Origin of the sequence: Klebsiella sp. K-Nf6, from assembly GCF_002806655.1 — a bacterium.
Taxonomy (GTDB): Bacteria; Pseudomonadota; Gammaproteobacteria; order Enterobacterales; family Enterobacteriaceae; genus Klebsiella; species Klebsiella variicola.
Map to the genome: position 1 here is coordinate 113,622 of NZ_PIBN01000007.1, position 19,151 is coordinate 132,772.

General features: G+C 56.5%; 23 protein-coding genes. 14 read left to right on the forward strand and 9 right to left on the reverse strand.

Going from position 1 to position 19,151, the window contains the following annotated elements; translation table 11 throughout:
* Positions 1-8: 8 nt before the first annotated feature.
* Entirely contained in the window at positions 9-1,877 is a 1,869-nt protein-coding gene (locus tag CWM61_RS13935) for an amidohydrolase (protein ID WP_100631423.1), read from the forward strand.
* Positions 1,878-1,934: 57 nt separating this feature from the next.
* Here CWM61_RS13935 and fba read toward each other — a convergent pair whose 3' ends face one another.
* The 5 genes from fba to CWM61_RS13960 all read right to left on the reverse strand — a co-directional run bounded on the left by fba (position 1,935) and on the right by CWM61_RS13960 (position 6,002).
* Complete coding sequence (fba, locus tag CWM61_RS13940) at positions 1,935-2,789, reverse strand: class II fructose-1,6-bisphosphate aldolase (protein WP_165785113.1); 855 nt, start codon at positions 2,787-2,789, stop codon at positions 1,935-1,937.
* Positions 2,790-2,824: 35 nt separating this feature from the next.
* Positions 2,825-3,787: a carbohydrate kinase family protein gene (locus CWM61_RS13945; protein WP_100631424.1), complete on the reverse strand. Its 963-nt coding sequence runs from the start codon at positions 3,785-3,787 to the stop codon at positions 2,825-2,827.
* Between the two features lie 66 nt (positions 3,788-3,853).
* The gene (locus CWM61_RS13950) at positions 3,854-5,245 is read right to left on the reverse strand and encodes a PTS ascorbate transporter subunit IIC (RefSeq protein ID WP_061155586.1); all 1,392 of its coding nucleotides are present in this window, start codon (positions 5,243-5,245) and stop codon (positions 3,854-3,856) included.
* 20 nt (positions 5,246-5,265) lie between these two features.
* A complete protein-coding gene (locus CWM61_RS13955; protein WP_061155585.1) occupies positions 5,266-5,553 on the reverse strand; it encodes a PTS sugar transporter subunit IIB in 288 nt (95 codons plus the stop codon).
* 5 nt (positions 5,554-5,558) lie between these two features.
* A complete protein-coding gene (locus CWM61_RS13960; protein ID WP_074386755.1) occupies positions 5,559-6,002 on the reverse strand; it encodes a PTS sugar transporter subunit IIA in 444 nt (147 codons plus the stop codon).
* 55 nt (positions 6,003-6,057) lie between these two features.
* On the opposite strand from CWM61_RS13960, the gene CWM61_RS29235 reads away from it, so the two are divergent.
* Positions 6,058-6,204, forward strand: a complete 147-nt coding sequence (locus CWM61_RS29235) for a hypothetical protein (protein WP_165784180.1) — start codon at positions 6,058-6,060, stop codon at positions 6,202-6,204.
* A 144-nt stretch (positions 6,205-6,348) separates the two neighbouring features.
* Here CWM61_RS29235 and CWM61_RS13965 read toward each other — a convergent pair whose 3' ends face one another.
* Both CWM61_RS13965 and acpH read right to left on the reverse strand, forming a co-directional pair.
* A complete protein-coding gene (locus CWM61_RS13965; RefSeq protein WP_004178733.1) occupies positions 6,349-6,951 on the reverse strand; it encodes a peroxiredoxin in 603 nt (200 codons plus the stop codon).
* 127 nt (positions 6,952-7,078) lie between these two features.
* Positions 7,079-7,660, reverse strand: a complete 582-nt coding sequence (gene acpH / locus CWM61_RS13970; protein ID WP_100631425.1) for an ACP phosphodiesterase — start codon at positions 7,658-7,660, stop codon at positions 7,079-7,081.
* A 74-nt stretch (positions 7,661-7,734) separates the two neighbouring features.
* On the opposite strand from acpH, the gene CWM61_RS29240 reads away from it, so the two are divergent.
* The 8 genes from CWM61_RS29240 (at position 7,735) to CWM61_RS14005 (ending at position 14,650) form a co-directional block, all read left to right on the forward strand.
* A complete protein-coding gene (locus CWM61_RS29240; protein ID WP_165784179.1) occupies positions 7,735-7,851 on the forward strand; it encodes a hypothetical protein in 117 nt (38 codons plus the stop codon).
* A gap of 64 nt (positions 7,852-7,915) precedes the next feature.
* Positions 7,916-8,980, forward strand: coding sequence for a tRNA preQ1(34) S-adenosylmethionine ribosyltransferase-isomerase QueA (queA, locus tag CWM61_RS13975; RefSeq protein WP_074386753.1), 1,065 nt, complete (start codon positions 7,916-7,918; stop codon positions 8,978-8,980).
* Positions 8,981-9,089: 109 nt separating this feature from the next.
* On the forward strand, positions 9,090-10,217 hold the full coding sequence (gene tgt, locus CWM61_RS13980; RefSeq protein ID WP_032732595.1) for a tRNA guanosine(34) transglycosylase Tgt: 1,128 nt from the start codon (positions 9,090-9,092) through the stop codon (positions 10,215-10,217).
* Positions 10,218-10,239: 22 nt separating this feature from the next.
* A complete protein-coding gene (yajC, locus tag CWM61_RS13985; RefSeq protein ID WP_002890398.1) occupies positions 10,240-10,572 on the forward strand; it encodes a preprotein translocase subunit YajC in 333 nt (110 codons plus the stop codon).
* A gap of 26 nt (positions 10,573-10,598) precedes the next feature.
* Positions 10,599-12,446, forward strand: coding sequence for a protein translocase subunit SecD (gene secD / locus CWM61_RS13990; protein ID WP_074386752.1), 1,848 nt, complete (start codon positions 10,599-10,601; stop codon positions 12,444-12,446).
* 10 nt (positions 12,447-12,456) lie between these two features.
* Positions 12,457-13,428, forward strand: coding sequence for a protein translocase subunit SecF (gene secF / locus CWM61_RS13995; protein WP_002890403.1), 972 nt, complete (start codon positions 12,457-12,459; stop codon positions 13,426-13,428).
* Positions 13,429-13,564: 136 nt separating this feature from the next.
* A complete protein-coding gene (locus tag CWM61_RS14000; RefSeq protein WP_016160371.1) occupies positions 13,565-13,930 on the forward strand; it encodes a VOC family protein in 366 nt (121 codons plus the stop codon).
* Positions 13,931-13,954: 24 nt separating this feature from the next.
* Positions 13,955-14,650: a helix-turn-helix transcriptional regulator gene (locus CWM61_RS14005; RefSeq protein WP_008805373.1), complete on the forward strand. Its 696-nt coding sequence runs from the start codon at positions 13,955-13,957 to the stop codon at positions 14,648-14,650.
* A gap of 42 nt (positions 14,651-14,692) precedes the next feature.
* Here CWM61_RS14005 and CWM61_RS14010 read toward each other — a convergent pair whose 3' ends face one another.
* Both CWM61_RS14010 and CWM61_RS14015 read right to left on the reverse strand, forming a co-directional pair.
* The gene (locus CWM61_RS14010; protein ID WP_004204836.1) at positions 14,693-15,577 is read right to left on the reverse strand and encodes a nucleoside-specific channel-forming protein Tsx; all 885 of its coding nucleotides are present in this window, start codon (positions 15,575-15,577) and stop codon (positions 14,693-14,695) included.
* Positions 15,578-15,878: 301 nt separating this feature from the next.
* Entirely contained in the window at positions 15,879-16,418 is a 540-nt protein-coding gene (locus CWM61_RS14015) for a DUF3251 domain-containing protein (protein ID WP_100631426.1), read from the reverse strand.
* Positions 16,419-16,565: 147 nt separating this feature from the next.
* Here CWM61_RS14015 and nrdR point away from each other — a divergent pair, with 147 nt between their 5' ends.
* The 4 genes from nrdR (at position 16,566) to nusB (ending at position 19,119) form a co-directional block, all read left to right on the forward strand.
* On the forward strand, positions 16,566-17,015 hold the full coding sequence (nrdR, locus tag CWM61_RS14020) for a transcriptional regulator NrdR (protein ID WP_002890417.1): 450 nt from the start codon (positions 16,566-16,568) through the stop codon (positions 17,013-17,015).
* 3 nt (positions 17,016-17,018) lie between these two features.
* Positions 17,019-18,122 carry a bifunctional diaminohydroxyphosphoribosylaminopyrimidine deaminase/5-amino-6-(5-phosphoribosylamino)uracil reductase RibD gene (gene ribD / locus CWM61_RS14025; RefSeq protein WP_016160372.1) on the forward strand — a complete coding sequence of 368 codons (1,104 nt, stop codon included), beginning with the start codon at positions 17,019-17,021 and terminating at the stop codon, positions 18,120-18,122.
* A gap of 87 nt (positions 18,123-18,209) precedes the next feature.
* On the forward strand, positions 18,210-18,680 hold the full coding sequence (ribE, locus tag CWM61_RS14030) for a 6,7-dimethyl-8-ribityllumazine synthase (RefSeq protein ID WP_046476205.1): 471 nt from the start codon (positions 18,210-18,212) through the stop codon (positions 18,678-18,680).
* Between the two features lie 19 nt (positions 18,681-18,699).
* Positions 18,700-19,119 (forward strand): transcription antitermination factor NusB, encoded by a 420-nt coding sequence (nusB, locus tag CWM61_RS14035; RefSeq protein ID WP_008805376.1) that lies wholly within the window; start codon positions 18,700-18,702, stop codon positions 19,117-19,119.
* Positions 19,120-19,151: the final 32 nt, after the last annotated feature.

The following is a 19,151-nucleotide window of genomic DNA, read 5'->3' on the forward strand; positions in this document are numbered from 1 at the left end:
AGTGCGTTATGTCGCAAACTGCCACACTGATTCTGACCCACGGTCAGATTCATACCCTCGATCGTGCGAATCCCTTGGCGGAAGCCGTGGCCATCGCCGACGGAAAAATTGTTGCTACCGGAAGTCACGATCGGATCATGAGCTTTGCCGCCGAGGGGACGCAAATCGTCGATCTCAAAGGGCATACGGTGATCCCTGGGCTCAACGATTCTCACCTGCACCTGATCCGCGGTGGGTTGAACTACAACCTTGAGCTCCGCTGGGAGGGCGTCCCCTCGCTGGCCGATGCCCTGCGAATGCTTAAGGATCAGGCCGATCGCACTCCCTCCCCGCAGTGGGTGCGGGTGGTCGGCGGCTGGAGCGAATTCCAGTTCGCCGAGCGGCGGATGCCAACCCTGGAAGAGCTGAACGACGCGGCGCCCGATACACCGGTGTTTGTGCTGCATCTCTACGATCGCGCGCTGCTGAACCGCGCGGCGCTGAAAGCCGTGGGTTATACCAAAGAGACGCCGGATCCGGTGGGCGGAGAGATCGTCCGCGATAGCCGTGGCAACCCGACCGGGATGCTGATCGCCAAGCCGAACGCCATGATCCTCTACGCTACGCTGGCCAAAGGGCCGAAGCTGCCGCTGGATCTGCAGGTGAATTCTACCCGCCAGTTTATGCGCGAGCTGAACCGACTGGGGCTGACCAGCGCCATCGACGCCGGGGGCGGTTTCCAGAACTATCCGGAAGATTATGAAATTATCGAACAGCTGCATGCGAAAGAGCAGATGACCGTGCGCATCGCTTACAACCTGTTTACCCAGCGGCCGAAGCAGGAGCTGGAGGACTTCGAACGCTGGACCGATATGCTGAAGCCGGGGCAGGGCACCGACTTCTATCGCGCCAACGGCGCCGGCGAGATGCTGGTGTTCTCGGCGGCGGATTTTGAAGATTTCCTGCAGCCGCGGCCGGATCTGCCGCAAGGCATGGAGGATGAGCTGGAGCGGGTGGTGCGCCATCTGGTGGAGCATCGCTGGCCGTTCCGCCTGCATGCCACCTACGACGAGTCCATCAGTCGGATGCTGGACGTGTTTGAGAAGGTGAACCGCGATATCCCGTTTAATGGTCTGCACTGGTTCTTCGATCATGCCGAGACCATTACCGAGCGTAACATTGAGCGGGTGAAGGCGCTGGGCGGCGGTATTGCGGTGCAGCATCGGATGGCCTTCCAGGGCGAATATTTTGTCGATCGCTACGGCAAAGAGGCGGTGAAATATACCCCGCCGGTAGCGAAAATGCTGGAACTGGACGTGCCGGTGGGGCTGGGCACCGATGCGACCCGCGTCGCCAGCTATAATCCGTGGACTGCGCTGTACTGGCTGGTCTCCGGGCGCACCGTTGGCGGGATGGCGATGTATGACGACGACAACCGCTTGCCGCGCGATGTCGCGCTGGAGCTGTGGACGGCGGGCAGCGCCTGGTTCTCCAGCGAGCAAGGCAAGAAAGGCCGTCTGGCCGCCGGTCAGCTTGCCGATCTGGTGGTGCTGTCGAAAGACTACTTCAGTGTCGCGGAAGAGGAGATCAAAGGCATTGAGTCCGTGCTGACGGTGGTTGATGGCAAAGTGGTGTACGCCGCCGGTCACTTCTCGCCGCTGGCGCCGCCGCCTATTCCGGTGCTGCCTGAGTGGTCACCGGTGGTGAAAGTCCCGGGTCATTACCGTTCCGCTCCGCCGGCGGCGGCTAAAATCGGCGCCATAGTGCAGATGCACCAGTGCTGCGGCAGCTGCGGCGTTCACGGCCACCAACATGATATTGCGCGCAAGTCGTCGATTCCGGTCTCCGATGAGCAAGCTTTCTGGGGCGTGCTGGGCTGCTCCTGCTTTGCCTTCTGATACCTGACGCCTCCGCCCCGGCAGCTTCGGGGCGGAGGTTTCAGCCCAGGCCCGGCGTCAATAGCGCTGCTGTGAGCCAAAAAGCGCCATGCGGCGGGCAATCATCTCGCGTACTGGCTGCAGTCCCTGGGTGATGACTTTCCGCGGATCGTTCACATCGTGCCCGGTGTCGGCGGCAAAGATCGCTTTCACCTGCTGACACCAGGCGTACATGTTTTCGGTATTGACGTTAATCTTGGCGGTGCCGCAGGCAATCGCCCGGCGCATATCCTCATCGGCAATACCGGTGCCGCCATGCAGCACCAGCGGGACCTTCACGCGATCGGCAATGGCTTTCATCTCAGTAAATCCCAGCCGGGCTTTACCTTTATACAGACCATGGGTGGAACCCAGCGCGGCGGCGAGGCAATCCACCTGCGTTTCTGTCACCAGGGTGTAGCACTCTTCAGGATCGGCGTAAATGACCTCGGAGTTAACGATACCGTCTTCACTGCCGGCGATGGTCCCCAGTTCGGCTTCCACGGAGATGCCCTTGCTGTGCGCCAGCTCCACCAGGTGGCGGGTGATGGCCAGGTTTTCCCTGAACGGCAGATGTGAACCATCAAACATAATGGAACTGAAGCCGGCAGCGATCGCGGCTTCGCAGGCTTCCTGGGTGGTGCCGTGATCCAGATGCAGGGCCACCGGAATATCAATATGTAAATAATCTATGGCATTAACCACAATATCATGAATACATTTAAGCCCGAGCATATGCTTAACCGTGCCGCCAGACACGCCCAAAATAACCGGTGAGCGGCACTGCTGGGCGGTGCTTAATACGGCGCCGACCCATTCCAGATTATTAATGTTGAACTGACCGACGGCGTAACCGTTCTTTAGGGCATGCTGAAGCATGTCCTTCATCGACACTAACATATTCACCTCTTGATATGTATTAAACGCAGTTATTCTTCAAAATATTGCTTTAAGTTTCTCTCGTAGCTATTTAGCGAGTGGTGGACGACCGCCAGATCCGGCATCGATTCCCGTACCCCTTTTTTCTCAATAGAAATAGCGGCGGTCAGGCTGGCAAATAAAATAATATTATCAATATGCCATGAATAATGGACGCCATAGGTAAAGGCGCCGTGAAAAACATCCCCGGCGCCAGTGGTATCAACGGCATTGCACAGCCAGGAAGGGACGATCTGCAGCATACCGCTCTTTAAGAAGGCACAGCCTTTTTCGCCAAGGGTGATAAACGCCTCGCCGCGGCAAATTTTATTCAGCTCAATCAGGGCTGCTTTAATTTCTGCTTCGGTGCTCAGTAAACGATAGCTCATATAATCGCGGGCAAAATGTTCGCTTACGACAAAATAGTCAGTCCAGGCCGCCAGTTTAATATTGCTGGCACGCAGTGAACCCCCGTCCATCACGACTTTGGCGTGGGGCAGTTTCTTAATTAAATATTCACTGATTTCTGCCTCATGGCCGTCAATTAAAATGGTGACTGGCTCCTCGCTGGCAATCAGCCGCTCGGCGAGGTCGTCCAGTTTGAGCTTTTGATCGTAGGTCAGGGAAGGTGGCGTTTGCATCTTGCGGGTAATAATCGTCCGCGAACCCGTTAAGCGATTGACCAGCACCGAGGCCAGCGGGGTGATCATGTCATCGGAGAAAACCACCTGGCTGGTATCCACGCCCGCCTCGGCAAATTCATCAATAATGCGCTGGCCGTAAAGGTCCTGATGCAGATGACCAATGTAATAGACCTCCTCACCCCACAATCCCAGCAGCCATGCCGCATTGGCCGCTGGGCCGCCGCCGCTTTCTATAAAATCATGACAAAAGTTTTTGGTATTCTCCTGGGGCCATTCATTGAGAAAGAAAAACTGATCGAAACAAGCAAATCCAATGGACAAAATAGCCATAACCACTCCTGATTATTGGTCAGCGGCGGGGGAGCGTGACCTCCCCGCCGGGAAAAATGACGTCGCTTATTCATTTTTCTGCTTCGCCGTGAGCTCCTCATAGCTGAGCGTATCGCCCACCACCCGTACCTGACGGAAACAGAAAGGCGCCAGCAGCGCGACGAGCAGCACCAGACAAATCAGATAGATAGTGACCTGGCCAAACTGGGTGAATGCATTGCCGATGATGATGCCCCATACCGCGAAGTCGAAATCGGCGAAGGTGCTGTTTTCAAACCCGAGGTTGCCGAGCGCCGGCAGCAGCATCGCCGGCAGGAAGGCGAGGAAGATCCCACCGATAAAGGAGGCGATGATACATCCGCGCTTACCGCCCAGCTTGTCGGCGAAGACGCCGGACGTGCCGCCGCAGAAGAAGTGCGGCACCATGCCGGGAATAATCAGCGCCATGCCCAGCCCGCCGAGCAAGAGCATCCCGACCAGCCCGCCCACGAAGGAGCTGATGAATCCCACCACCACGGCGGTGGGGCTAAAGGTGAAGAATACCGCGCAGTCAACGGCCGGTATGGAGTCCGGGATCAGCTTCTGGCTGATGCCCTGGAATGCCGGCACCAGATCGCCAAGGATCAGCCGCACACCGTTGTACACAATGGCCACGCCAACGGCGAACTGCAGGCCGGTCAGCACTGAGAAGATCAGCATGTTTTGGTCGGTGATGGTGCTCAGGTATGCCGACCCGGCGACAGCGCTGCAGACAAAGTAGATAACAAACATCACGATACCGGTGGTGACTGTGGTATCGCGCAGAAAGCCCCACTTTTCTGAAATTTCGGTATCCGCGAAGGAATTTGCCGGATTGCCGGTCCGGCTGGCGATCCAGGCCGAGAGGTAGTAGCCGAGGGAGCCGAAATGACCCATGGCGATCCCTCCGTCTTCCGTGACCTGCTTGGTGTAACGCTGACCAATGGCGGGGGAGATGGCGGACCATGATCCCAGCAGGAATCCGCCGATCAGGATCAACATCCAGCCATGGAACTCCGCCGCCTGCAGGACGGCGGAAAACAGGCAGGCGAGAAAGAACGAGTGATGGCCGGTCAGAAAGATATATTTATACTTGGTACAGCGGGCGATAATCAGGTTGAAAATAAAACCTAACAGTAAAATACTCATGGTTTCCACGCCCAGCATCTTCTGGGCGACGGAGACAATGGCTTCATTGTTTGGAATAACACCGCGGATATTAAATCCGGCCTCGATAATACCGCCCAGCGGGTTGAGATTGGCAACGATAACGCCTGCGCCAGCGCTCAACATCAAATAACCTAAAATCGGTTTTAATGTGCCGGTAAGGAGTTTATTACCGGGGGAGCGCAGCGCCACTAAACCGACAAAAGCAATCAGCCCCATTAAAAAAGCAGGTTGACTGAATATTTCCGCTAAGAAACTAAGAATAGCCTGCATGGTCGTTCCCTCTATGTTGATTAAGAGTGAGTCGCCGCAATTTTGGTCAGCGCGTCGGTAATATCCTCGGCGATCTTCGCTTTATGGACGTAGCTACGAATGATGGCGACATGACAGTGGGCCGGAAATTGATTTGCCAGTTCTTTGATCGTGACGTAAAGGTCGGCTTTTTCCCCGACGGCGTTAGCAAAATCGACCGAGGCGACGTCCGCTTTGATACCTAATTCTTCACAGATCTTTTTCACATTATTCGCAGCCATCAATGAACTGCCAATACCGTTACCACAAACCGTTCTGATAACTAACATAATGACTACTCCATTTGTTTTTGGATGAATTGTAAGACTGAATTGACGTCATTTTCCTGCTGAAGGAAGGTCACAATATCTGACTCGATCAGCGAGGCTATCAGTTGGATCATTTTGATATGACTGTCAGCGTCCGCGCCGGCGATAGCAATAATGACGGTAACCGGATCGAACTCATCGTGGCCGAAGGTCACTGGCGTGGCGGTGGTGACAAGCGAAAATCCGGTCTGCAATGCCCCTTTTTCCGGTCGGGCATGCGGCATGGCAATCCCGTCATCTATAACGATGGCAGCGCCGAAATCTTCGTATACCGTCAGCATCTCGTTGACATATTCGGGACTGCAAATCTGGCGCCTGGCGAGTAATGAACCCGCCAGTTCGATGGCCTCTTCCGCACGGGAAATATTCTGCTTAAGGGCGATTAACGTCGGGTCAAAAATAATCTCCATTCTCTGCTCCTGAACGTATTCCTGTTCCTGAGTAAAATCATGACTAAATACATTGATGAAAATGATGGATGAGATCACATCCGGGGTTTTAAATATTGATGGCGATCACATCGGCAGGAAAGTACCGGCAGAAAACGATATAAATAATTTATATATTTTTCAGTGGATTATGCAGGTTGTGTATTTAAACGCTGAAATTTGACAGAGAAAAAGTGAGAGGTAGAGCGAATTTTTTCGGCAGAAGTGTATTGCTGGTCACAATTATCGGCGGGTCATTTTCTTAAATTTTGACGCCGTTAACAAAAAAGGCCCGCCTGAGCGAGCCTTTTATAAAAACGCGTGCCGATTACAGGCTGGAGACGTTTTCGGTCAGGTATTTTGCAACGCCTTCCGGAGAGGCAGCCATACCTTCTTTTCCTTTTTCCCACTGCGCCGGGCAGACTTCGCCGTGCTCTTCGTGGAACTGCAGCGCGTCGACCATGCGCAGCATTTCGTCGATGTTACGGCCCAGCGGCAGGTCGTTAACCACCTGGTGGCGTACCACGCCGTTAGCGTCGATCAGGAAGGAGCCGCGCAGCGCTACGCCTTCGTCCGGATGCTCGATACCGTAAGCTTTCTGGATTTCACGTTTGATGTCAGCAACCATCGCGTATTTAACCGGGCCGATACCGCCCTGGTCGACCGGGGTGTTACGCCATGCGTTGTGAACGAACTCGGAATCGAAGGAAACGCCAACGACTTCTACGCCGCGTTTCTGGAATTCTTCGTAGCGTTTGTCGAACGCGATCAGCTCAGACGGGCAAACGAAGGTGAAGTCCATCGGCCAGAAGAACAGAACGGTAGGTTTACCGTTGGTGTGCTGTTTGAAATTGAATTTCTCAACGATCTCACCATTACCCAGCACAGCGGCTGCAGTAAAATCCGGCGCTTGACGAGTGACCAGAACCATTTGATTCTCCTGTAATTACTAAGGTTATTTGGAACGCAACGCGGGCAAGTATAGAGCCTGCCCGGCAATAACACAAAGAGGCGCTAACAATCGTTCAGCCAGCTTTTACCTATCAATGACGCAACGATTACAGCTGTTTGTTTTCTGCCAGGCGCATCATCTGCGGATAAAAGCGCCAGAACTGCCCCTCCAGCTGGTCGTAGTGGGTATCCAGATCCTGCCAGGAGTCGCGCAGGGCGTCGAGACGCGGACGGCGGCTGGCCATGCCGTTAAGCACGCGCTGAATAAAATCCATCTCCTGATAGCGCTCCAGCCAGCGCTCCGACCACAGGTACTGATTCAGATTGACGAAGCGTGGCGGCGAGTCAGGCAGGATGGGGACAATCTGCTGCTCGGCGTAGCGCACGAACTCGTCCAGCGGCAGGTCAGGGGAGAGCTGCGCCCAGTGCTGCGACAGGAAATGATCCCACATGACATCGAGGGTGATGGGGGCGACGCGACGGGTCTGCGGGCGAAACCACTCCAGCGCCTCTTTGACTTCCGCCAGATTGTCAGTCATCACGTCAATCCGGCGATGCATATAGATGCCGTCGATGATCTCCGCCGGATAGTCGCCCTGCGGGTTGCCGCGCACAAAATCGGCCATCAGGTTGCCGGGCAGCGAACTGTCGGCGAGATGGGCCAAGTGCAGGTGGGCGAGAAAATTCATAAAACGACATCCTTTAAATACGAGCGGGCGGGTGGAATCACCGATGTCGCGCTGAACGGCGCCTCGGTGTCCGAATGGCATGCTGTCTGGCCGCGCGCGGCACCTTTGCCACCGGTAAGGCATCCGGCTGCCGCATGGTGGCATTCGGAATGATTTGGAATATAGATTATGTCATTCATCCGGAGGGGTAAAGGTTGCAGGCGGAACGCCCCGGCACTAGACTACCCGCCTCTTTATTCAGTCTGAGTTACCGTCATGCGCGTTACCGATTTTGCTTTTGAACTACCCGAATCCCTGATTGCCCACTATCCGATGCCTGAGCGCAGCAGCTGCCGCCTGCTCTCCCTGGACGGGCCGACGGGCGCGCTGACGCATGGAACCTTCACCGATATCCTCGATAAGCTCAATCCCGGCGACCTGCTGGTGTTTAACAATACCCGGGTGATCCCGGCGCGTCTGTTCGGCCGCAAGGCCAGCGGCGGCAAGATTGAAGTGCTGGTGGAGCGGATGCTGGATGATAAGCGCATCCTGGCCCATATTCGCGCCTCGAAAGCGCCGAAACCAGGCGCCGAGCTGCTGCTGGGCGATGACGAGAGCATTAAGGCCACTATGCTGGCGCGTCATGGCGCGCTGTTTGAAGTGGAATTTAACGACGAGCGTCCGGTGCTGGAGATCCTCAACGGGATCGGCCATATGCCGCTGCCGCCCTACATTGATCGTCCTGACGAAGACGCCGACCGCGAGCTCTATCAAACCGTTTACGGCACCAGGCCGGGCGCGGTAGCCGCCCCGACCGCCGGTTTGCATTTCGACGAACCGCTGCTGGACAAACTGCGCGCCAAAGGCGTTGAGATGGCGTTTGTCACCCTGCACGTGGGGGCGGGGACCTTCCAGCCGGTGCGCGTCGACAGCATTGAAGAGCACACCATGCACTCTGAATATGCGGAAGTGCCGCAGGAGGTGGTCGATGCGGTGCTGGCGGCGAAAGCGCGCGGCAACCGCGTGATTGCGGTAGGCACCACCTCGGTACGCTCGCTGGAAAGCGCGGCGCAGGCGGCGAAAGACGCCCTGATCGCGCCGTTCTTCGACGATACGCAGATTTTCATCTACCCGGGTTATCAGTACCAGGTGATCGATGCGCTGGTGACCAACTTCCATCTCCCTGAATCCACACTGATTATGCTGGTGTCGGCGTTTGCGGGTTATCAGCACACCATGAACGCCTATCAGGTGGCGGTTGAGCAGAAATATCGCTTTTTTAGCTACGGGGATGCGATGTTTATCACGTACAATCCGCAGGCTATTTCTGAGCGTCCCTGAAAAGGCCGGCCCGCCGGCTTTTTGGACGCCATGACGCATTTTTTAGCCACGGAATCATTCCGTGGCGAGTATGAAAACGTCGGACTGTTTTTCTGACGCAGGAGCAAGCATGAAATTTGAACTGGATACCACCGACGGTCGCGCCCGCCGCGGTCGCCTGGTGTTTGAGCGCGGCGTGGTGGAAACACCGGCCTTTATGCCCGTTGGCACCTACGGCACCGTCAAAGGGATGACGCCGGAAGAGGTGGAAGCCACCGGCGCGCAGATTATTCTCGGCAACACCTTCCACCTGTGGCTGCGCCCAGGTCAGGAGATCATGAAGCTGCACGGCGATCTGCACGATTTTATGCAGTGGAAAGGACCGATCCTTACCGATTCCGGCGGCTTCCAGGTATTCAGCCTTGGCGATATTCGTAAGATCACCGAGCAGGGCGTCCACTTCCGCAACCCGATCAACGGCGATCCGATTTTCCTCGATCCGGAAAAATCGATGGAGATTCAGTACGATCTCGGTTCCGACATCGTGATGATCTTCGACGAGTGTACACCGTACCCGGCGGACTGGGATTACGCCAAGCGCTCGATGGAGATGTCTCTGCGCTGGGCCAAGCGCAGCCGTGACCGTTTCGATGGCCTCGGCAATAAAAACGCGCTGTTTGGCATCATTCAGGGCAGCGTTTACGAAGATTTACGTGATATCTCGGTGAAAGGTCTGGTAGAGATTGGCTTTGATGGCTACGCTGTCGGCGGTTTGGCGGTCGGTGAGCCGAAGGAAGACATGCATCGCATTCTGGAACACGTCTGCCCGCAGATCCCGGCCGATAAGCCACGATACCTGATGGGCGTCGGGAAGCCGGAAGATCTGGTGGAAGGGGTACGTCGCGGTATCGATATGTTCGACTGCGTCATGCCGACGCGCAACGCGCGTAACGGCCACCTGTTCGTCACCGACGGCGTGGTGAAAATCCGCAACGCGAAGCACAAAAGCGATACCGCACCGCTGGACGCCGAGTGTGATTGCTATACATGTCGCAATTATTCACGCGCTTACTTGCATCACCTCGACCGTTGCAACGAAATATTGGGCGCGCGTCTCAATACCATTCATAACCTGCGCTACTATCAGCGTTTAATGGCTGGTTTACGCAAGGCTATCGAAGAGGGTAAATTAGAGAGCTTCGTGACCGATTTTTACCAACGTCAGGGGCGCACCGTGCCTCCTTTGAACGTTGATTAATTTTAATAATGAGGGAATTTCAATGAGCTTTTTTATTTCTGATGCGGTAGCGGCAACGGGTGCACCGGCGCAGGGCAGCCCGATGTCTCTGATTCTGATGCTGGTGGTGTTCGGTCTGATTTTTTACTTCATGATCCTGCGTCCACAGCAGAAGCGCACCAAGGAACACAAGAACCTGATGAACTCCATCGCCAAAGGTGATGAAGTGCTGACCAACGGCGGTCTGGTCGGTCGCGTGACCAAAGTAGCGGAAACTGGCTACATTGCTATCGCGCTGAACGATACCACTGAAGTGGTTATCAAACGTGACTTCGTTGCTGCCGTTCTGCCGAAAGGCACCATGAAGGCGCTGTAATCTAACTTTTCCCAAAGGGAACTGCCGTGTTAAACCGTTATCCTTTGTGGAAGTACGTCATGCTGGTCGTCGTCATTGTCGTCGGCCTGATCTATGCGCTTCCCAACCTGTATGGTGAGGATCCGGCTGTTCAAATCACTGGCGCGCGCGGCGTCGCCGCCAGTGAGCAAACGCTGATCCAGGTCCAGAAAACTTTACAAGAAGAAAAAATAACCGCGAAGTCTGTGGCACTGGAAGAGGGCGCTATTCTTGCGCGCTTCGACACCACTGATACCCAGCTGCGTGCGCGTGAAGCGCTGCTTACCGTGCTGGGTGACAAATACGTCGTGGCGCTAAACCTTGCTCCGGCAACCCCACGCTGGCTGGCGGCGATGTATGCCGAGCCAATGAAGCTGGGTCTTGATCTGCGCGGCGGCGTGCACTTCCTGATGGAAGTCGACATGGACACCGCGTTAGGCAAACTGCAGGAACAGAACATCGACAGCCTGCGCAGCGAACTGCGTGACAAAGGCATTCCTTACGCGACCGTGCGCAAGGAAGACAACTACGGTCTGAGCATCGTCTTCCGCGACAGCGCGGCGCGCGACCAGGCTATCTCTTATCTCAGCCCTCGCCATCGCGATCTGGTGATTTCCTCTCAGGGTGACAACAGCCTGAAAGCGGTGATGACCGATGAGCGCCTGAAAGAAGCCCGTGAGTACGCGGTTCAGCAGAACATTAACATTCTGCGTAACCGTGTGAACCAGCTGGGCGTCGCCGAACCACTGGTTCAGCGTCAGGGTGCTGACCGCATCGTGGTTGAGCTGCCGGGTATCCAGGATACCGCGCGGGCGAAAGAGATCCTTGGCGCAACCGCGACCCTCGAGTTCCGTCTGGTCAATACCAACGTGGACCAGTCCGCCGCCGCCTCTGGCCGCGTGCCGGGCGACTCGGAAGTGAAAGAGACGCGTGAAGGCCAGCCGGTGGTGCTGTACAAGCGGGTGATCCTGACCGGTGACCATATCACCGACTCGACCTCCAGCATGGATGAGTACAACCAGCCGCAGGTCAACATCTCGCTGGACAGCGCGGGCGGTAATATCATGTCTAACTTCACCAAGGACAATATCGGCAAGCCGATGGCGACCCTGTTCGTGGAGTATAAAGACAGCGGTAAGAAAGATGCTAACGGCCGCGCTATCCTGGCGAAAGAGGAAGAGGTGATTAACATCGCCAACATCCAGTCGCGTCTGGGTAACAGCTTCCGTATCACCGGTATCAGCAATCCGAACGAAGCGCGCCAGCTGTCGCTGCTGCTGCGTGCCGGTGCGCTGATTGCGCCGATTCAGATCGTCGAAGAGCGGACTATCGGCCCAACCCTCGGTATGCAGAACATCAAGCAGGGCCTGGAAGCGTGTCTGGCCGGTCTGGTGGTCTCTATCCTGTTCATGATCTTCTTCTACAAGAAGTTCGGTCTGATTGCGACCTCGGCGCTGATTGCCAACCTGGTACTGATTGTCGGCATTATGTCCCTGATCCCGGGGGCGACGCTGACCATGCCGGGCATCGCGGGTATCGTATTAACCCTTGCGGTGGCGGTCGATGCTAACGTTCTTATCAACGAACGTATCAAAGAAGAGCTGAGCAACGGGCGTTCCGTTCAGCAGGCGATTGACGAAGGTTATCGCGGCGCGTTCAGCTCGATCTTCGATGCCAACGTGACGACGCTAATCAAAGTGATCATCCTGTACGCCGTCGGTACTGGTGCCATTAAAGGGTTTGCGATTACCACCGGTATCGGTATCGCGACCTCAATGTTTACCGCTATCGTCGGCACCCGTGCCATCGTGAACCTGCTGTACGGCGGCAAGCGCGTTAAAAAGCTGTCTATCTGAGGAGTGCGTTGTGGCACAGGAATATACTGTTGAACAATTGAACCACGGCCGTAAAGTCTGGGACTTTATGCGCTGGGACTACTGGGCCTTCGGCATTTCAGGTTTTCTGCTGATTGTGTCGATTGCCATCATTGGCGTCCGCGGCTTTAACTGGGGGCTCGATTTCACCGGTGGTACGGTGATCGAAATTACCCTTGAGAAGCCGGTCGATCTGGACCAGATGCGCGATTCCCTGCAGAAAGCGGGCTTTGAAGAGCCGCAGGTGCAGAACTTTGGCAGCAGCCGCGACATCATGGTACGTATGCCGCCGGTGCATGACGCCAACGGCAGCCAGGAGCTGGGCAGCAAGGTCGTGACGGTGATTAACGAATCGACCAGTCAGAATGCGGCGGTGAAGCGAATTGAGTTTGTCGGCCCGAGCGTCGGCGCGGACCTCGCGCAAACCGGCGCCCTGGCGCTGATTGCGGCGCTGGTCTGTATCCTGATCTACGTCGGCTTCCGCTTCGAATGGCGTCTGGCCGCCGGGGTGGTTATCGCCCTGGCGCACGACGTGGTGATCACCATGGGCGTACTGTCGCTGTTCCATATCGAAATCGACCTGACCATCGTGGCCTCGTTGATGTCGGTTATCGGCTACTCGCTGAACGACAGTATCGTGGTATCGGACCGTATCCGTGAAAACTTCCGTAAGATCCGCCGCGGTACGCCGTACGAGATCTTTAACGTGTCGTTGACCCAGACGCTGCACCGTACCTTGATCACCTCCGGGACTACCTTGATGGTGATCCTGATGCTGTTCCTGTTCGGCGGCCCGATTCTGGAAGGCTTCTCGCTGACCATGCTGATCGGTGTCTCCATCGGTACGGCTTCTTCTATCTACGTCGCCTCTGCGCTGGCGTTGAAACTGGGTATGAAGCGCGAGCATCTGATCCAGCAGAAGGTCGAGAAAGAAGGGGCGGATCAGCCGTCTATTCTGCCGTAATACGGTTCAGTTGAGATAAAGCAATCCCGGCCCAGGTGGCCGGGATTTTTTTGTCCGCGATAAAACCTGCTGACAGTATGCTGTCAGGAGCCCTCCCATACACTACTTCTGAACTCACTAACGAGCAGGAGGAAGTATGAATAACGTGATTAACTGGTTTGAAATTCCGGTCGCCGATATGGATCGCGCCGTCGCGTTTTATGAGCCAGTGATGCAGGTGACGCTGCGTCGCGAAACCATGGACTGCGCCGAACTGGCGGTGTTCCCGCATCAGGATCCGGCCCCTGGCGGCGCGCTGGCCAAATTTGAGGGTATCGCGCCTTCAGCGCAGGGCGCTATTATTTACCTGCATACTGACCATCTTGCCGCCACGCTGGACCGCGTTGCCTCGGCGGGTGGGGCGTGTGTTTTCGGGCCGCTGACGCTGCCGAATGATATTGGCACCATCGCGCTGTTTACTGACAGCGAGGGCAACCGCGTCGGCCTGCACCAGCCGGCTTAACCTAAACTTTTTGTGAAGTGAGACATGACCCGACGCGCCGACCGTTTATTTCAGATTGTGCAGATCCTGCGCGGCAGGCGGCTCACTACCGCCGCGCTGCTGGCGGAGCGGCTGGGCGTGTCGGAGCGCACCGTGTATCGCGATATTCGCGATCTCTCCCTCTCCGGCGTGCCGGTGGAGGGCGAGGCGGGGAGTGGTTATCGCCTGCTGGCGGGTTACGATCTGCCGCCGCTGATGCTGACCACCAAAGAATCCGAAGCGCTGATCGCCGCGATTCGGCTGCTGAAAACCTGGGGTGGTGAGGCGCTGTCGCAATCACTGGAATCCGCCCAGGAGAAGATGCTGGCGATCCTGCCGGAAGCGCGCCGGCGCCAGGCGGAGCAGACCCGCCTGTTTGCCCCCGATCTCGGCGCCCATCGTTATGCCAAAACCTATTTTGACGTCATTCATCAGGCGGTCTCCGGCCAGCAGGTGCTACAGCTGCGCTATCAGGATGAGTCTGGCCGGGTGACCGAGCGCGACGTGCTGCCGCTGGGGCTGTTTTTTTGGGGGGAGCGCTGGCTTCTGGTGGCCTGGTGCGAGCTGCGTAATGATTATCGTAACTTTCGCCTCGACCGTTGTCTGGCGGTCAGGGCGACCGAGCGTCGATTCAGCGAGTGTGCCGATCGCTCATTAAGCGATTTTCTGCGCAAGGTGCGGTGCGACGTGTGGGAGAAATAAAAACGCCCGGGTGGCCCGGGCGCTGTGTTGCCGTATCAGCAATTAGAAGTTGTAACCGACCACGAAGTAACCACCCCAGCCGGTCGAGCGGACGCTGAAATCGCCATCGCCGAAGTTCAGCTTGGCATCGTCAGCCCACTGGCCGCCGTTATGGAAGTAACGGGCCACCACCGAGTAGTGCCAGTGCGCGTAGTTCAGCGCCAGGATGTGGCTGGAAGCGATGGAGTTGCTGGTGCGCGCGTGCTTCCCGTTCAGATCGTAGAAGTTGTCATCGCCGAGGTCAGAACCCCAGTCGAAGTTGGTGAAGCCGATGTAGCTCAGCGAGCCGCCCCACAGGTCGGTCAGCGGCACGAAGTATTTCACTTTGAAGCGGTAGCCGTCCCACTCGTTTTCGTTGGACGCGCCGTAGTTCTGCCACTGGTATTTGGCGTAGACGTTCAGTGACAGGCTCATCGGCAGGCCGGTATCAATATCGGTACCCAGACCCATATACCAGGTGCTCTGCTCCTGAGAATCGTTGCGGCCCATATCGTAGATATAGTTGTTCGCGAAGTACCACTCTTTGAACGGCCCGAAGCTCAGATCGGTATTGGTCAGCTTATCGATAGAGAAACGCGGTTCGATCTCCATAAACAGCGGCGAGCCGTTGTTCCAGATACCTTTTGCCGTGCTGTTGCCGCCGAAGAATACCGGGGCATCGATATAGCCGTAGAAATCAAACCAGTCTTTTTTGGCGAACGCTTCATATTCCAGGTAGGTATCGTTACGGATCTGCGGTCCAAAACGGGTGTGATAGCTGCCCACCACGTTAACACTCTGGTGCCACCAGTCAGACAGGTACTGCGGTTTATCGTTTTCTGCCGCGCCCGCAGTAAAAGAAGTGGAGAGCGCCACAACCGCACCCGCTGCCAGTAATGTTTTTTTCATAGTAATGCCACTGTTTAATTTGAGCCTGAAGGCGTTAAAAGAAGTGCCGAAGCGTTTCTAAATATTTCGTCTTTCTGTGGGGGTCTATTATAGGAATCATTGCTCACAAAAATACGTGTTGTTTCACATAACCAGAACATGCGTAATCGATTGCGTTCACGATTCTATGCATTTCTTGACAAAATGCTACTGAAAATCGCGGTGCAGAACGATTTCTAATGAACTCTTGTGAAAAGTTGTAAGTGGATAAAAACGACGGGGGCAGGACGTCGCCGGGCAGGGGCTGGCCCGGCGTGGAGGCTTACTGTGCGGCGGCTGGCTGGATATCGTGGACGCGAATAAAACCAACTTTGTCCGGCGTCACGTTCAGGCGCAGCGGGATATCCACATCGCTGGGGGCGAGGATGCTGGCCGGGGCGCTAATCAGCTGATCCTGAACATTGACTTCCTGATAGCTGTGGGTGGTGCCGGTGATCTGCCCGGAGGCGACGGTGGCGGTAAAGGCCGGCAGCGGATCGTTGGATTCACCCTGAATGCGTAAAGTCAGGCGTGACCCGTCGCCATCCGGCGTAATGCTGCCCACCGACATGCGCAGGGTGCCGATCTGGCTCTCCAGCCGCGCCGGGGTTTGGGCATCCGGCAGCAGATAGACGCCGCGGGTGGATTTCGCGTTCAGCGCATTTTGCTGGGTGATTTTAATCGTTTGCTGATTAAGCTGGGTCATCTCCTGGCTCAGCGTACTCACGCTCTGGTGCATCTGGCGGACTTCGCTTTGCTGGGCGCAGGCGCTCAGGGTGAACAGGCTGCCAACGATGGCGAGTTTCAGGTAACGTCTTGTCATGGTCAGGATTCCGTTTGCAGAGGATGCTTAATGGTAGCCAAACCGCCTGCCTCTCCCATAGATCCTTTGTCTCAAAAGCTCTTTCTTTGTAGTCAGGTCACTTCGCGGTAAACTACCCTTCAGTTTAACTACCTGTCAGGACGCGCTATGCATTGCCCTTTCTGTTTCGCCGTGGATACCAAAGTGATCGACTCTCGTCTGGTGGGGGAAGGCTCTTCTGTGCGTCGCCGTCGGCAGTGTCTGGTCTGTAACGAACGCTTTACTACCTTCGAAGTGGCGGAGCTGGTGATGCCCCGGGTGGTGAAGAGTAACGATGTGCGCGAACCCTTCAACGAAGACAAGCTGCGCAGCGGGATGCTGAAAGCGCTGGAGAAACGCCCGGTTAGCGCCGATGACGTGGAAATGGCGGTCAACCATATCAAAACCCATCTGCGTGGCACCGGTGAGCGCGAAGTGGCCAGCAAAATGATTGGCAATCTGGTGATGGAGCAGCTGAAGAAGCTCGATAAGGTCGCCTATATTCGCTTCGCTTCCGTCTATCGCAGCTTCGAAGACATCAAAGAGTTCGGCGAAGAGATCGCCCGTTTACAGGACTAAGCCATGCAGGACGAAATGTACATGGCGCGTGCGCTTAAGCTTGCCGCGCGCGGTCGCTTTACCACCCATCCTAACCCTAACGTCGGCTGCGTCATTGTGAAAGACGGCGAGATCGTCGGCGAGGGCTTTCACTATCGCGCCGGCGAGCCGCACGCCGAAGTGCACGCGCTCCGCATGGCCGGCGAAAAGGCGCAGGGCGCCACCGCCTACGTCACCCTTGAGCCCTGCAGCCACCATGGCCGTACGCCGCCATGCTGCGATGCGCTGATTGCCGCCGGCGTCAGCCGCGTGGTGGCGGCGATGCAAGACCCAAACCCGCAGGTGGCGGGGCGCGGTCTGTATCGTTTGCAGCAGGCCGGTATTGACGTCAGCCACGGGCTGATGATGAACGAAGCGGAAGCGCTGAATAAGGGCTTCCTGAAGCGGATGCGCACCGGTTTTCCCTGGGTGCAGCTGAAGCTGGGCGCCTCGCTGGACGGCCGCACGGCGATGGCCAGCGGTGAAAGCCAGTGGATCACCTCCCCGCAGGCACGACGCGACGTGCAGCGTCTGCGCGCCCAGAGTCATGCGATCCTCACCAGCAGCGCCACCGTGCTGGCGGACGATCCGGCGCTGACCGTGCGCTGGCAGGAGCTGAGCGCCGATACCCAGGCGCTTTATCCCGAAGAGAATTTGCGCCAGCCGCTGCGCGTCGTCATCGACAGTCAGAACCGCGTCACGCCTGAGCACCGTATTGTGCAGCAGGCAGGAGAAACGCTGTTTGCCCGCCTGCGCGCAGATGAGCGCCAGTGGCCGGAAAGCGTTCGCACGCTGCTGGTGCCGGAACATAACGGCCATCTCGATCTGGTGCTGCTGATGATGCTGCTCGGCAAACAGCAGGTGAACAGCGTCTGGGTGGAGGCGGGAGCGACGCTCGCCGGGGCGCTGCTGCAGGCTGGCCTTGTCGACGAGCTTATCGTCTATATTGCGCCTAAACTGTTAGGCAATGCGGCGCGTGGATTATGTGCGCTGCCGGGGCTTGAAGAACTGAGCCAGGCCCCCCATTTCAAATTCAATGAGATACGTCAGGTTGGCCCGGATGTCTGCCTGCATTTAACCACTGCGTGAGGCTTTCCTGATTATTAGGAAGCAGCGCTCAGAATAATATGATAAAATCCGCCCCCCTTGCGGGGCACATGAACCCGAAGGAAGAGTATGAACATTATTGAAGCTAACGTTGCTACCCCGGACGCTCGCGTCGCCATCACCATTGCGCGTTTCAACAACTTTATCAATGACAGCCTGCTGGAAGGTGCGATTGACGCCCTGAAACGCATTGGTCAGGTAAAAGATGAAAACATCACCGTTGTTTGGGTTCCAGGCGCGTATGAGCTGCCGCTGGCGGCTGGCGCACTGGCGAAAACCGGTAAATATGACGCGGTGATCGCGCTGGGTACGGTGATTCGCGGCGGTACTGCCCACTTCGAATATGTGGCTGGCGGTGCCAGCAATGGCCTGGCGCATGTCGCTCAGGAGAGCGAAATCCCGGTAGCCTTTGGTGTTCTGACCACTGAAAGTATTGAACAAGCCATCGAGCGCGCTGGCACCAAAGCCGGTAACAAAGGCGCAGAAGCTGCGCTGACCGCGCTGGAAATGATTAACGTATTGAAAGCCATCAAGGCCTGATTTTTGTAAGGGGAATTCCGTGAAACCTGCTGCTCGTCGCCGCGCCCGTGAGTGTGCCGTCCAGGCGCTCTACTCCTGGCAGTTGTCCCACAACGACATCGCTGATGTCGAATACCAGTTCCTGGCGGAACAGGACGTAAAAGATGTAGATGTTCTGTATTTCCGTGAACTGCTGTCCGGAGTGGCGACTAACAGCGCGTACCTCGACGGCCTGATGAAGCCCTACCTGTCCCGTCAGCTGGAAGAGCTGGGCCAGGTGGAAAAAGCGGTGCTGCGTATCGCGCTGTTTGAGCTGTCCAAACGTGACGACGTACCGTATAAAGTGGCCATCAATGAAGCTATCGAACTGGCGAAAACCTTCGGCGCTGAAGATAGCCATAAGTTCGTCAACGGCGTGCTGGACAAAGCGGCTCCGGTAATTCGTCCCCGCAAAAAGTAAACGCCAGGCCGGGCTTTGCAGGATATCATCCA

Coding starts and splice junctions, on each gene's coding strand:
- CWM61_RS14005 (WP_008805373.1), top strand. CDS start 13,955: ATGACCCGACGCGCCGACCGTTTATTTCAGATTGTGCAGATCCTGCGC.
- CWM61_RS13960 (WP_074386755.1), bottom strand. CDS start 6,002: ATGGAGATTATTTTTGACCCGACGTTAATCGCCCTTAAGCAGAATATT.
- CWM61_RS29235 (WP_165784180.1), top strand. CDS start 6,058: ATGAAAATGATGGATGAGATCACATCCGGGGTTTTAAATATTGATGGC.
- CWM61_RS14015 (WP_100631426.1), bottom strand. CDS start 16,418: ATGACAAGACGTTACCTGAAACTCGCCATCGTTGGCAGCCTGTTCACC.
- nrdR (WP_002890417.1), top strand. CDS start 16,566: ATGCATTGCCCTTTCTGTTTCGCCGTGGATACCAAAGTGATCGACTCT.
- queA (WP_074386753.1), top strand. CDS start 7,916: ATGCGCGTTACCGATTTTGCTTTTGAACTACCCGAATCCCTGATTGCC.
- CWM61_RS14010 (WP_004204836.1), bottom strand. CDS start 15,577: ATGAAAAAAACATTACTGGCAGCGGGTGCGGTTGTGGCGCTCTCCACT.
- ribE (WP_046476205.1), top strand. CDS start 18,210: ATGAACATTATTGAAGCTAACGTTGCTACCCCGGACGCTCGCGTCGCC.
- tgt (WP_032732595.1), top strand. CDS start 9,090: ATGAAATTTGAACTGGATACCACCGACGGTCGCGCCCGCCGCGGTCGC.
- CWM61_RS14000 (WP_016160371.1), top strand. CDS start 13,565: ATGAATAACGTGATTAACTGGTTTGAAATTCCGGTCGCCGATATGGAT.
- CWM61_RS13965 (WP_004178733.1), bottom strand. CDS start 6,951: ATGGTTCTGGTCACTCGTCAAGCGCCGGATTTTACTGCAGCCGCTGTG.
- CWM61_RS13950 (WP_061155586.1), bottom strand. CDS start 5,245: ATGCAGGCTATTCTTAGTTTCTTAGCGGAAATATTCAGTCAACCTGCT.
- ribD (WP_016160372.1), top strand. CDS start 17,019: ATGCAGGACGAAATGTACATGGCGCGTGCGCTTAAGCTTGCCGCGCGC.
- acpH (WP_100631425.1), bottom strand. CDS start 7,660: ATGAATTTTCTCGCCCACCTGCACTTGGCCCATCTCGCCGACAGTTCG.
- yajC (WP_002890398.1), top strand. CDS start 10,240: ATGAGCTTTTTTATTTCTGATGCGGTAGCGGCAACGGGTGCACCGGCG.
- CWM61_RS13955 (WP_061155585.1), bottom strand. CDS start 5,553: ATGTTAGTTATCAGAACGGTTTGTGGTAACGGTATTGGCAGTTCATTG.
- CWM61_RS13945 (WP_100631424.1), bottom strand. CDS start 3,787: ATGGCTATTTTGTCCATTGGATTTGCTTGTTTCGATCAGTTTTTCTTT.
- CWM61_RS29240 (WP_165784179.1), top strand. CDS start 7,735: ATGGCATGCTGTCTGGCCGCGCGCGGCACCTTTGCCACCGGTAAGGCA.
- CWM61_RS13935 (WP_100631423.1), top strand. CDS start 9: ATGTCGCAAACTGCCACACTGATTCTGACCCACGGTCAGATTCATACC.